The following is a 12,566-nucleotide window of genomic DNA, read 5'->3' on the forward strand; positions in this document are numbered from 1 at the left end:
GCATGCAGTTCGGACGCACCTACGAGGAGTTCGAGGTCGGCGCGGTCTACAAGCACTGGCCCGGCAAGACGGTCACCGAGTACGACGACCACCTCTTCTGTCTGCTGACCATGAACCATCACCCGCTGCACATGGACAGCAACTACGCGGAGCGGACGACCGACTTCGGGAAGAACGTCGTCGTCGGCAACTACATCTACTCGCTGCTGCTCGGGATGTCGGTCCCGGACGTCTCCGGCAAGGCCATCGCCAATCTGGAGGTCGAGTCGCTGAAGCACGTGGCGCCGACCTTCCACGGCGACACGATCTACGGCGAGACGACGGTGCTCGACAAGACCCCGTCGAGGTCGAAGAACGACCGCGGCATCGTGTACGTGGAGACCAAGGGCTACAAGCAGGACGGCACGCTGGTCTGCGTGTTCCGCCGCAAGGTCATGGTCCCCACCGAGACGTACATCACGGAGCGGGGCGGCGAGCAGCCCGGCCGCCCGGAGCTGAACCAGCCCTCGCAGAAGAACGTGGAGAAGTAGCCATGACGCGACTCGCCCAGACGGCCGGGCTCACCGAGGTCCAGCGGGAGATCCTCTCCACGGTCCGGGATTTCGTCGACAAGGAGATCCTTCCGGTCGCGACGGCGCTGGAGCACCGCGACGAGTACCCCACGGAGATCGTCGAGGGGCTCAAGGAGCTGGGCCTGTTCGGCCTGATGATTCCCGAGGAGTACGGGGGCCTGGGCGAGTCGCTCCTCACCTACGCGCTCTGCGTGGAGGAGATCGCCCGCGGCTGGATGAGCGTCTCCGGGATCATCAACACGCACTTCATCGTGGCGTACATGCTCAAGCAGCACGGCACGCAGGAGCAGAAGGACACCTTCCTGCCGCGGATGGCGCTGGGCGAGGTGCGCGGGGCCTTCTCCATGTCGGAGCCGGCGCTGGGCTCCGACGTGTCGGCGATCAGCTCCAAGGGCGTCAGGGACGGCGAGGAGTACGTTCTCAACGGCCAGAAGATGTGGCTGACCAACGGCGGCACCTCCTCGCTCGTGGCGGTGCTGTGCCGCAGTGACGAAGGCCACCCCGAGGGGACGGCCCCGCACAAGTCGATGACGACCTTCCTGGTGGAGAAGGAGCCGGGGTTCGGCGAGGTCCGGCCCGGCCTCACCATCCCCGGGAAGATCGACAAGATGGGGTACAAGGGCGTCGACACCACCGAGCTGGTGATGGACGGACTGCGCATTCCGGCCAATCGTGTGCTGGGCGGGGTCACCGGCCGAGGGTTTTACCAAATGATGGACGGCGTCGAGGTTGGACGGGTGAATGTCGCCGCCCGTGGCTGCGGTGTCGCGCAGCGTGCGTTCGAACTGGGCGTTTCCTACGCACAGCAGCGGCAGACCTTCGGAAAGCCGATCGCCCAGCACCAGGCGATCCAGTTCAAGCTGGCCGAAATGGCCACCAAGGTCGAAGCGGCCCATGCCATGATGGTGAACGCGGCACGCAAAAAGGACTCCGGGGAGCGAAACGACCTGGAGGCAGGGATGGCGAAGTACCTCGCCTCCGAATACTGCAAGGAGGTCGTCGAGGACGCCTTCCGTATCCACGGCGGCTACGGCTTCTCCAAGGAGTACGAGATCGAGCGCCTCTACCGGGAGGCGCCGATGCTGCTGATCGGTGAAGGTACCGCCGAGATCCAGAAAATGATCATCGGGCGCCGACTCCTTGAGGAGTACCGTTTCCAGGGGTGATTATCCCTTTTGGGGTGATTTAACCGCGAAGAACATCACACCCTGTCATCCTCAACCGGTGCCTTCCCCATGTCCGACTCGGCTGCTGGCTTGCCCAGTTGCTGGCCGCAACCGATAACATCGCCGGAAAAGCCGCCGTCCCCCATTGCCAACGCGGCCTCATCCGCTACGAAGGTCAACCATGCCCGACAGCCATTCCTCCGCACCCCGCGGCGGGGTCCGCCTTGCACGCGGAGCTTCGCCGTGGCTCCTGCCGACCGTCGCCACCGCCGCACTCAGCCTGTCCCGGGCCCGCAGGTCCGGACGCTGGGCGGCGGTGGCCGTGCCCACCACCGCGCTCGCGGCGGGCATGCTGTGGTTCTTCCGCGACCCCGAGCGCGAGATCACCCAGGGGCGCGTCATCTCGCCGGCCGACGGCGTGGTCCAGAGCATCATGCCGTGGAAGGACGGGCGCACCCGCGTCGCGATCTTCATGAGCCCGCTGAACGTCCATGTGAACCGGGCCCCCCTGGCCGGCACCGTGACGTCCGTCGAGCACGTGCCCGGCGGCTTCGTCCCGGCGTTCAACAAGGAGAGCGAGAACAACGAGCGCGTTGTCTGGCACTTCGACACCGAGCTGGGTGACATCGAGATGGTGCAGATCGCGGGCGCGGTGGCCCGTCGCATCGTCCCGTACATCCCGCAGGGCACCAAGGTGGAGCAGGGCGAGCGCATCGGCCTGATCCGCTTCGGCTCCCGGGTGGACATCTACCTTCCGGAAGGTGTCGATGTCGCGGTCGAGGTCGGCCAGGCCACCACCGCGGGGGTGACTCGAATTGACCGTGATTGATCCGGACACACAGACCGGCTGGGTCCCGGAGGCCGAGGCGGAGGACGACTCCGAGGACATGCCGCTCTCGATGCGGCTGTCGATAGCGGACACCCTCACGCTCGGCAACGCCACGTGCGGATTCATGGCGGTGTACTTCACCACCACCGGAATCCTCATCCCGCACCTCACGGGCAGCGACGAGAGCGGGATGGCGCGGCACTCCGCGGCCACCGCCGTGATCCTCATGCTCATGGCGGCGGTCTTCGACCTCTTCGACGGGCTCGTGGCGCGCAAGCTGCGGTCCTCGCCGATGGGGGCCGAGCTGGACAACCTCTCGGACCTGATCAGCTTCGGGCTCGCCCCGGCGTACTTCGTCCTCGTGTACGGCATGGTCGCGGACGACGCACACCAGCGGGTCTCGGCGCTCGCGGCGATCGTGGTGCTGCTGGCGGTGGTGCTCAGACTGGCGCGGTTCTCCTGCGTGACCATGAAGGACGGCATGTTCCAGGGCATGCCGAGCCCCTTCGGAGCGCTCACGGTCATCTCGATCGTGCTCCTGGAGCTGCCCTTCGTCCCGACGCTGCTGGCGATCGTCGGCGTGGCGTGGCTGATGGTCAGCCGGGTCGAGTACCCGAAGCCGCGGGGCGTCCTCGCGGTGGCGATGCTCGGCTGGATCGTGGCCGCGATGGGGCTGCTGGCGGCCTGGGCGTTCGACGCCCCCGGCGGCCAGCTCCTGCTCCAGACCGGCTGTGCGCTCCAGGTGGTCCTCGGCGCGGTCATCCCGCTCTTCGCGACCGCCCGCCGGGTGAACACCTTCCGCGACAACCGTCGCGAGGCCCGCGCGGCGCAGCTGCCGTAGCGGACCGTACGCACGACGCGAGGGCCCGGACGCCGGAAGGCGTCCGGGCCCTCGCGCGTGGGCGGGGGCGGGTCAGCCGGTGCCGTACAGGTCCGAGAGGCTGATGCCCGTCGTGGAGCCCGCGCCGCCGAGCGGCACCTCGTGGTCGAGGCCGACGAACTTGCCGTTCTCCTGCCACAGGGCGGTCTTGAGGAGGGCGTACTTGGCCTCGTCCCAGGTGGCCCAGTCGTAGCCGAGGAGACCGCCGGTGTCACCGGAATTGGGGTTCAGGCACCAGAAGGTCTGGCTGATCCGGTTGTCGACGACGAGGTCGCGCAGCGCCTTCATCCACTTCTCGTTGGGGCCGTTGTCGAGGAAGCCGCCCCATTCGCCGATCAGCAGGGGCGCGGTGTCGTTCTTGTGGAGGTAGAGCCAGTTCGGGCCCCAGACGTCGCGTTCCAGGGTCGTACGGTTCCAGTCGCCCTGGAACCAGGGCTGCTGGTAGACGAGCGGGCCGTAGTCGTGCGGCGAGTAGACCAGCTGGTCCTGCTGGGCGCCGAGGTCCACGGGGTGCTGGGCGGCGCCCCGCAGGTTCCCGCCCCACCAGACGGAGTCGTAGTCGGCCGCCGAGGTGGACGTCCAGTCCGTGCCGTTCTTGGGGTAGACCTCGATGCCCTCGCAGAGGATCAGCACCTTGGGATTGACGGCCAGGATGCGCCGGCCCGCGGTCTGGCAGGCGTACTTGAAGTTGTCCGGGTCGGTGGAGCCGTCCCACTTGGCGCGCGGGCTCTCGGAGGGCTTGCCGTGCGGCTCGTTCTTGATGTCCATCGCCACGAGGGTGTCGTCGTCCTTGTAGCGGCCGGTGACCCATTCCCAGGCCGAGTAGAACTGCTCGGTGGTGATCGATCCCTTCCACCACACGGGGTGGATGTGCCCCGAGTTGTCCGCCTCGGCGCTGTGCACGTCGAGCATGACCTTGATGCCGTACTTCCGGGCCGTCGCGAGGAAGGCGTCGAAGACCTGGAGCGTGGTCTTGTCCTTCAGCTCGGGGTTGGCCCAGGTGTTGACCGCGCTGGAGACCGCCGCCTGGCCGTTCTTCCACTCCAGCAGCAACTGGGTGGAGATCGGCACCCGGACGAGGTTGATGCCGCGCTGGGCCATCTGCCGGGTGAGGGTGTCCAGGTTGGCCGACCAGAGGCCGTGGAAGACGCGTTCGGTGGCGTTGAAGCCGAACCAGTTGACGCCGGTCAGCCAGACCGGATCGCCGTTCTCGTCGACGATCCGGTTGCCGTCGGTGTGCAGCCAGTCCGTGCCCGTGGCGGCGGCACGGGGAGCGGGCGCGGCGGCGGGCTCGGCCTGGGCGGCGACCGGTCCGCACAGCGCGAACAGGGCGGCGAGAGCGGTGGCGGCCGCCGCCGCGCCCAGGCGCTTGCTTCTGAAGGGGGTCATGCTTCTTCGCCTTTCGGTGGGGGTGCGTGGGGGTGCGTGGGGCGCGAGAGCATTGCGGGAGCGCCGCTATGGGAGCGCTCCCACAGCGGGGGCAGAGCGACACCCGCAGGCCGAACCGTGGCATCGGCCCGCAGGGCGCGTCAACACTTTCGACAGTGTTTCGATGAGCGCAAGAACTTGCGTCCACCTTGCGCCCGGCGGGGCGCAACCCTGCCCAACCCGTCCACAGGGCCGCATTTCCCACGGGTTTGCGTCGTGTAATTGAGTCATATCATCGAAATCTTGCGCACGCTCATAGACTTCCTTGCGGTGGCACTCCTAGCCTATGGACGTCCGGATCCCTCCCCCACGAGCCGCAAGGACGCATCTGACGTGACCCCACCACCCCGCCATCCCTGGCCGAGGCGTTCACTCGCCGCCTCCCTCTCGCTGGCCCTGGCCGCGTTCGGCACCGCCGCCGCCGTGGTCCTGTCCGGTGCCCCGGCCGCCGAGGCCGCAGGAGTCCCCGCCCCCTCGCCGCTGGCCGTCCCCGGTCGCGGCGCGACCGTCCCCTTCACGGAGCAGGAGGCCGAGTACGCCGCCACCAACGGCACCCTGATCGGTCCGAACCGGCTGTACGGCACGCTGCCCTCCGAGGCGTCCGGCCGGCAGGCCGTGACCCTCGACGCCGTCGGTGAGTACGTGGAGTTCACGCTCACCGCCCCGGCGAACGCCATGTCCTTCCGGTACTCGCTGCCGGACAACGCCGCCGGATCGGGCCGGGACGCCTCGATCGACGTACGGGTGAACGGCGGCTCGGCCAAGGCCGTGCCGGTCACCTCGAAGTACGGGTGGTACTACGGCGGATACCCCTTCAACAACAACCCGGGCGACACCGACCCGCACCACTTCTACGACGAGGCCCGGACCATGTTCGGGTCGACACTGGCGGCGGGCACCAAGGTCCGGCTCCAGGTCTCCTCGACCGCCGACTCACCGTCGTTCACCATCGACCTGGCCGACTTCGAGAAGGTGGCCGACCCGGTCGCCAGGCCCTCGGGCGCGCTCGACGTCGTCGCCGACTTCGGGGCCGACCCGACGGGGGCCGCCGACTCGACGGCCAGGATCCAGGCGGCCGTGGACGCGGGCCGGACGCAGGGCAGGGAGGTGTACATCCCCCGGGGCACCTTCCAGGTCCGCGACCACATCGTCGTGGACAAGGTGACGCTGCGCGGCGCGGGGCCCTGGTATTCCGTCCTGACCGGACGCGACCCCTCCGACCGCTCGAAGGCCGTCGGCGTCTACGGCAAGTACGCCGCGCAGGGCGGTAGCAGCGACGTCCTGCTCAAGGACTTCGCCATCATCGGCGACATCCGGGAGCGGGTGGACAACGACCAGGTCAACGCCATCGGCGGCGCCCTGTCGAACTCCACGGTGGACAACGTCTGGATGCAGCACACCAAGTGCGGCGCCTGGATGGACGGCCCGATGGACCACTTCACCATCAAGAACAGCCGCATCCTGGACCAGACCGCCGACGGCGTGAACTTCCACTACGGAGTGACGAACTCCACGGTCACTCACACCTTCGTCCGCAACACCGGTGACGACGGTCTGGCGATGTGGGCGGAGAACGTCCCGAACGTGAAGAACACGTTCTCCTTCAACACGGTGATCCTGCCGATCCTCGCCAACAACATCGTGACCTACGGCGGCAAGGACATCACCATCGCGGACAACGTGATGGCCGACACGATCACCAACGGCGGCGGGCTGCACATCGCCAACCGCTACCCCGGCGTCAACTCCGGCCAGGGCACGGCCGTCTCCGGCACCATCACCGCGGCCCGCAACACCCTGATCCGGACCGGGAACAACGACTACAACTGGCGCTTCGGCGTCGGCGCGGTCTGGTTCAGCGGGCTCAACGAGCCCATCAACGCCACCGTCAACATCTCCGACAGCGAGATCCTGGACAGCTCCTACGCCGCGATCCATCTGATCGAGGGCGCGACGAACGGGCTGCACTTCGACCGCATCAGGATCGACGGCGCCGGAACGTACGCGCTGCAGGTCCAGTCCCCGGGCACGGCCACCTTCGACAACGTCGTGGCCACGCACATCGCCCAGTCCAACCCGATCCACAATTGCGTCGGCAGCGGCTTCCGGATCACCCGGGGCGCCGGGAACTCCGGCTGGTACGCCGATCCCCCGGCCTGCACCGGCACCTGGCCCGACCCGGTGTGGACCAACGGCGGTGTGCCGGGCGGCGGCAGCGGCCCGACCGACCCCACGGACCCGCCGACCGACCCGACCGATCCGACCGACCCGCCCGAGGAGACGGGCAACCTGGCCCAGGGCCGTACCGTCACCGCCTCCGGGCACGCGGACGTCTACACGGCAGCGCGCGCCGTCGACGGCGACGCGAACAGCTACTGGGAGAGCACCAACCACGCCTTCCCGCAGACCCTGACCGTCGACCTCGGCGCGGCCAAGGCCGTGAAGCGGCTGGTCCTGAAGCTGCCGCCGGCGGCGGCCTGGTCGACCCGTACGCAGACCCTGGCGGTGTCCGGCAGCACCGACGGCACCACGTACAACACGCTGAAGGGCTCTGCCGGTTACACCTTCGATCCGGCGGGCGGCAATCGGGCGACCGTCGCGCTGCCCGGCACGGCGATCCGGTATCTGCGGCTGACGTTCACCGCGAACACCGGCTGGCCCGCGGCGCAGCTCTCGGAACTGGAGGCGTACACGAGCTGATCCGGCACCCGTAAGCACCGGCGGGCGGCACACCGTGAGGCGTGCCGCCCGCCGGCCGTGCGGTCCGGCTACTTCACGGGGTAGGACTTCGCCGCGGCGGCGGCCTGGGCGGGCCTGACCACCTTCAGACCGCCGGGGGTCTTCAGGTCCGGCTTCATGATCACGCTCTCCCGGGTGGAGGGCGCCGCCGGGTCGGAGAAATCGTGCGGCATCCCGAAGTCCGCGCCGAAGTCCTTGATGGTGAGCAGCGCCCGGTCGACGCCCTCGCGGGTGAGGTCCTTGGCGGCGCACGCCTTCTTCAGTGCATCGCCGAAGAGGCTCGCGGCGTTGTAGCCCGCGATGACGCCGTTGTCGAGGCCGTCCTTGGGGTAGGCGGCCGAGTAGTCCTTGGCGAGCTTGGCGGGGCCGGCGCCCGGGTCTCCGATCGGGAGGGTGGAGGCGGCGACGTAGTAGTCCTGGGCGAGGGCCGGTCCGGCCTGGGTCTTGAGGAGCTGCGGAGCGAAGGCGGAGTTGTTGCCGATGACCGGGACCTTGAAGCCGGTGGCGGCGGCGACGCCGACGAGCGAGGCGGCCTGACGCGGGCCCGCGCTGACGACGACGGCCTTGACGCCGGCCTGCTTGAGCGCGGCGACCTGCGCGGTCATGTCGTTGTCGGTGGGCTTGATCTTCTGCTCGACGACGGTGAGCCCGGCCTCCTTCGCCGCGTACTTCGCGCCCGCGAGGGCGTTCTCGCCGTAGTCGCCCTCGAAGTAGACGTGCCCGATCCGGTCGCCGCGGGCGATGCGCTTCTCGGAGAGGAGGTAGTCGATCGCGTTGATGGTCTCGACGTCGTAGGTGGCGCCGATGACCCGGATGGAGGAGCTGCCGAGGAGGTTGGCGGACCACGCCTGGGGCAGGACGAGTCCCTTGTCGGCGTTGACGCGGCTCTCGACGGCGGCGACGAAGGGCGAGCCGATGAACTGGGCGAAGCCCAGCACCTTCGGTTCCAGCTCGGTGTATCCGGCGACGGCCTTCTGGGGGTCGTAGCCGTGGTCGCGGACCGTCAGTTCGATCGTGCGGCCGCAGATCCCGCCTGCGGCGTTGGTCTCCTTGACCCAGAGCTGCTGGGCCTGGGTGACGCTCTTGCCGAGGGAGGCGTAGACGCCGGTCATGTCGGTCAGCGCGCCGAGCGTGATCGTCTTGCCGGTGACGCCCTCGCCGGTCTTGATGCCGCCCTTGTCCTCGCCGCCGCCGGAGGGTTCGGCCTTGCCGCTGCAGCCCACGAGGGTGAGGGCGAGGGCCGCGCACACGGCCCCGAGCACACGCAGTTTCATTTCTTGTCTCCCGGGTTCTTCGGCGGACGTGTCAGGCCGCCGGGCAGGAACAGGACCACCGCGACGACCGCGGCGCCGTACAGGTAGCGCGAGGCCTCGCCCGGTGACAGACCGCCCGTGCCGGGGGCGGAGACCAGGGGCAGGGAGTCGCTGTAGTGGGTGAGCAACTGCGGGAGCAGCGTGACGAAGGCGGCGCCGACGACGGCGCCCGCCACGGTGCCGAGCCCGCCGATGACGATCATGGCGAGGTATTCCAGGGAGAGGACCATGCCGAAGTACTCGGGCACGGTCCGCTGGAAGACGAGGGCGAGCAGGACGCCGGCCAGTCCGGCGTACATCGACGACAGGACGAAGACGGCGGCGCGGTAGCGGGCCACCGGGACGCCCATCACCCCGGCGGCGATCCGGTGGTCGCGCAGCGCGTTGAGGGCCCGGCCGGGCCGGCCGCGCAGCACGCCCCGGGCGAACAGCCCGCTCAGCAGCAGGGCTGTGAGGGCCAGGTACCAGAGCTTCTCCGAGGACTGGAACGGGACCGAGGCGACCAGCATCTCGGTGTCGTCGAAGGTGATGCCGAACAGGGAGAGCGGAGGGACGTCGCGGCCGTTGAACCCGCCGGTGAGCGAACCGGCGTTGAACAGCACGTGCTGGCCGATGAAGATCAGGGCGAGGGTGGCGATGCCGAGGTAGGCGCCGCGCAGCCGGCTGGCGATGGGGCTGAACAGTCCGCCGGCCGCGCCGGCGAGGAGCACGGCGAGCAGCGCGGCGAGCCAGCCGGGCAGTCCGAGTCCGGTCAGCCGGTGCCCGTTGTCCGTACCGCTGTCCCCCGCCAGGACGCAGTAGCCGTAGGCGCCCACGGCGAGGAAGAAGGCGTGGCCCATGGAGAGCTGGCCGGTGGCGCCGGTGAGCAGGTTGAGGCCGATCGCGCCGATGGCGGCGGCCATCGCGAAGAGACCGGCCTGGAGCCAGAAGCGGTCGAGGTAGAACGGGAGGGCGAGCAGCAGGACGGAGCCCGCGGCCCAGAGGTAGGTACGGGGCCGGCGCAGCCGGGCGGCGGTGGCGCCGAGGCCCGTGGCGGCGGGTGCGGTGGTGGTGTCAGACACGGGCCAGCTCCTTGGTTCCGAGGAGTCCCGCGGGCCGCAGCAGCAGCACGAGCACCATCACCAGATAGGGGGCGAGGTCGCCGATGCCGCGGCCGAGGAAGGACAGATCGCTCTGGTAGCCGGTGGCGAGCGCCTCGGTGACGCCGACGATCAGCCCGCCGGCCAGGGCGCCGGTGGTGGAGTCGAGTCCGCCGAGGATGGCGGCGGGGAATGCCTTGAGGGCGGCGAGCGAGGTGGCGCGTTCCAGACCGGGGGTGGGGAAGACGGTGAGGAAGAGCGCGGCCACGGCGGCGAGCGCCCCGGCCACCGCCCAGGCGGTGAGCGAGACCCGGCCGAGCCGGATGCCCATCAGGGCGGCCGTCTGCGGGTTCTCCGCCGCCGCGCGCATCGACACGCCCCAGGAGGTGAAGCGGAAGGCGAGCAGGAACACGGTGATGAGCAGGGCCGCGGCGACGAAGGCCGCGATGCGGGTCTGCGCCAGGGTGACGTCGCCGAGGGTGACGACCTTGTCGCCCCAGGGGTCGCCGAGGGAGAGGACCTCGGTGCCCATGCGGCGGGTGAGTTCGGTGGTGAGCAGGATGTCGACGCCGATGGTGACGATGGCCAGGACGCTCTGGTCGCCGCCCCGGTAGCGGCGCATCACCAGGTACTCGACGGCGGCGCCGACGACCGCGGCGCCCGCGATCCCGGCGCCGAGCGCCGGCCAGAAGCCGATGTCGTCGTGGAGGACGGCGGTGACGTAGCCGCCGGCCAGGAGCAGCGAGGCGTGGGCGAAGTTGACGACCTCGGTGGCCTTGAAGATGACGACGAAGCCGAGCGCGATGAGCGCGTAGACCGAGCCGATGGACAGTCCGCCGAGGAGGAGTTCGATGAAAGTGGTCATTCCTGTGTCCCCAAGTAGGCCTGGACGACGGCCGGATCGTTCTGGACCTCGGCGGGGGTGCCGCCGGAGATCCTGCGTCCGAAGTCGAGTACGGTCACGGCGTCCGCGAGCCGCATGACGACGCCCATGTCGTGTTCGACGAGCACGATCGAGATGCCGAGGCTGTCGCGGATCCCGGCGACGACGGCCGCCGTGCGCCGGCGTTCGTCGGCGGTCATGCCCGCGACGGGTTCGTCCAGGAGCAGGACGCGCGGTTCCATGCAGAGCGCCCGGCCGAGTTCGACGAGCTTCTGCGTGCCGTACGGGAGGGCGGCGGCCGGGCGGTCCAGTTCCTTGTCCAGGCCGATGAACGCGGCGATCTCGCGGACCCGTTCGCGGTGGCGCTGCTCCTCGCGGGCGGCGGCGGGCAGCCGCAGCCCGGCGGCGAGGAAACCTGCCCGGGTGAGCCGGTGCCGGCCGAGCATCAGGGTGTCGGCGACGGTGGCGTACGGGGGCAGCGCGAGGTTCTGGAAGGTGCGGGCCACGCCGAGCGCGGCGATGCGGTGCGGGGCGAGTCCGGTGAGCCGGGTGGTGCCGAGGTGGACGGTCCCGGAGGCGGCCCGGTAGACCCCGGAGAGCACGTTGAACGTGGTGGACTTCCCGGCGCCGTTGGGGCCGATGACGGCGTGCACGCTGCCCGGCTCCACGGTGAAGGAGATGCCGTCGAGCGCGGTGAGTCCGGCGAAGCGCACGGTGACGTCGCGGACCGTGAGGGCCTCGGGGGCCGCCGCGGCGGTGTCCTGAGCGGTCGTCACGCGGACCACCTGCTGAGGGTGGGTGCGGTGCCGGCGGCGCGGCCGGCGTCCTCGGCGGCGGTCTCGTCGACCACGCCGAGGTAGCGGCGGCGGACCTCGTCGGAGGCGGCCAGTTCGTCGGCCGGGCCCTCCAGGGTGACCTCGCCGACCTCCAGGACGTAGGCGGTGGAGGCGAGGCGCAGGGCGATCGCGGCGTTCTGCTCGACGAGCAGGACGGAGGTTCCGGCGGCGTTGATCTCCCGCACCGTGTCGGCGATGCGGGCCGCCATCAGCGGGGCGAGGCCGAGCGAGGGTTCGTCCAGCAGCAGCAGCCGGGGCCGGGCCATCAGCGCCCGGCCCATGGCCAGCATCTGCTGTTCGCCGCCGGAGAGCAGCCCGGCCCGCTGGTGGGCGCGCCGGGCGAGGACGGGGAACAGCTCGTGGACGCGGGCCTGGGCCTCGGCGGCGGCCCGGCGGCCGCCCCGGGCGCCGAGCGCGCCCGCCCGCAGGTTGTCGGCTACCGTCATCCGGGCGAACACCTGCCGGCCCTCGGGGACCTGGACCACTCCGGCGGCGACCACCTGGGCGGGGTGCAGCCCGTCCAGGGGCCGTCCGTCGAAGCGGACCGTGCCCGTACCCGTCCCCCGGTGGAAGCCGAGGGTCCGCGAGACGGCCCGCAGCAGTGTGGTCTTCCCGGCCCCGTTGCCGCCGAGCACGGCGGTGATCGTGCCGGCCGGCACATCGAGCGAGACGTCGCGCAGCGAGCGGACCGGGCCGTAGCCCACCGACAGTGCGCGGATCTCCAGCGTTGCCATGCGTCCTCCTCCTTCCGCGTGTCATGGAGCGGACGCGTCGGTGCCGTACGGGCACGGGGGTCCCGGCCCGGAGGCGGCCGGCGGGTTGCCCGTCCGGTGCGTCCGTG

Annotated in this window: 11 protein-coding genes; 5 read left to right on the forward strand and 6 right to left on the reverse strand. The window is 70.1% G+C overall.

Going from position 1 to position 12,566, the window contains the following annotated elements; translation table 11 throughout:
- The first annotated feature begins 2 nt into the window (after window positions 1-2).
- From ACWCXC_RS27670 to pssA, 4 genes are all read left to right on the forward strand, one after another.
- A complete protein-coding gene (locus ACWCXC_RS27670; protein ID WP_450684361.1) occupies window positions 3-530 on the forward strand; it encodes a MaoC family dehydratase in 528 nt (175 codons plus the stop codon).
- 2 nt (window positions 531-532) lie between these two features.
- On the forward strand, window positions 533-1,738 hold the full coding sequence (locus tag ACWCXC_RS27675) for an acyl-CoA dehydrogenase family protein (protein WP_450684360.1): 1,206 nt from the start codon (window positions 533-535) through the stop codon (window positions 1,736-1,738).
- 181 nt (window positions 1,739-1,919) lie between these two features.
- Entirely contained in the window at window positions 1,920-2,567 is a 648-nt protein-coding gene (locus tag ACWCXC_RS27680; RefSeq protein WP_383638913.1) for a phosphatidylserine decarboxylase, read from the forward strand.
- Window positions 2,554-3,408, forward strand: coding sequence for a CDP-diacylglycerol--serine O-phosphatidyltransferase (gene pssA / locus ACWCXC_RS27685; protein WP_450684359.1), 855 nt, complete (start codon window positions 2,554-2,556; stop codon window positions 3,406-3,408). The genes ACWCXC_RS27680 and pssA overlap by 14 nt, the downstream gene beginning before the upstream one ends.
- A 72-nt stretch (window positions 3,409-3,480) precedes the next feature.
- Here pssA and ACWCXC_RS27690 read toward each other — a convergent pair whose 3' ends face one another.
- Window positions 3,481-4,836, reverse strand: coding sequence for a glycoside hydrolase family 5 protein (locus tag ACWCXC_RS27690; protein ID WP_450890854.1), 1,356 nt, complete (start codon window positions 4,834-4,836; stop codon window positions 3,481-3,483).
- A 372-nt stretch (window positions 4,837-5,208) separates the two neighbouring features.
- On the opposite strand from ACWCXC_RS27690, the gene ACWCXC_RS27695 reads away from it, so the two are divergent.
- A complete protein-coding gene (locus ACWCXC_RS27695; protein ID WP_450890855.1) occupies window positions 5,209-7,575 on the forward strand; it encodes a discoidin domain-containing protein in 2,367 nt (788 codons plus the stop codon).
- A gap of 68 nt (window positions 7,576-7,643) precedes the next feature.
- Here the strand turns inward: ACWCXC_RS27695 and ACWCXC_RS27700 are convergent, their stop codons facing one another.
- From ACWCXC_RS27700 to ACWCXC_RS27720, 5 genes are read right to left on the reverse strand one after another with little or no spacing between them, the layout of a single operon-like run.
- Entirely contained in the window at window positions 7,644-8,888 is a 1,245-nt protein-coding gene (locus tag ACWCXC_RS27700; protein WP_450684356.1) for an ABC transporter substrate-binding protein, read from the reverse strand.
- Window positions 8,885-9,988, reverse strand: coding sequence for a branched-chain amino acid ABC transporter permease (locus ACWCXC_RS27705; protein WP_450684355.1), 1,104 nt, complete (start codon window positions 9,986-9,988; stop codon window positions 8,885-8,887). Before ACWCXC_RS27705 ends, ACWCXC_RS27700 begins: the two co-directional genes overlap by 4 nt.
- Window positions 9,981-10,871 (reverse strand): branched-chain amino acid ABC transporter permease, encoded by an 891-nt coding sequence (locus tag ACWCXC_RS27710; protein ID WP_450684354.1) that lies wholly within the window; start codon window positions 10,869-10,871, stop codon window positions 9,981-9,983. The genes ACWCXC_RS27705 and ACWCXC_RS27710 overlap by 8 nt, the downstream gene beginning before the upstream one ends.
- Complete coding sequence (locus tag ACWCXC_RS27715) at window positions 10,868-11,674, reverse strand: ABC transporter ATP-binding protein (RefSeq protein WP_450890856.1); 807 nt, start codon at window positions 11,672-11,674, stop codon at window positions 10,868-10,870. Before ACWCXC_RS27715 ends, ACWCXC_RS27710 begins: the two co-directional genes overlap by 4 nt.
- Window positions 11,662-12,459, reverse strand: a complete 798-nt coding sequence (locus tag ACWCXC_RS27720) for an ABC transporter ATP-binding protein (protein ID WP_450890857.1) — start codon at window positions 12,457-12,459, stop codon at window positions 11,662-11,664. Before ACWCXC_RS27720 ends, ACWCXC_RS27715 begins: the two co-directional genes overlap by 13 nt.
- Window positions 12,460-12,566 lie beyond the last annotated feature (107 nt).

Source organism: Streptomyces sp. NPDC001515 (genome assembly GCF_053597115.1).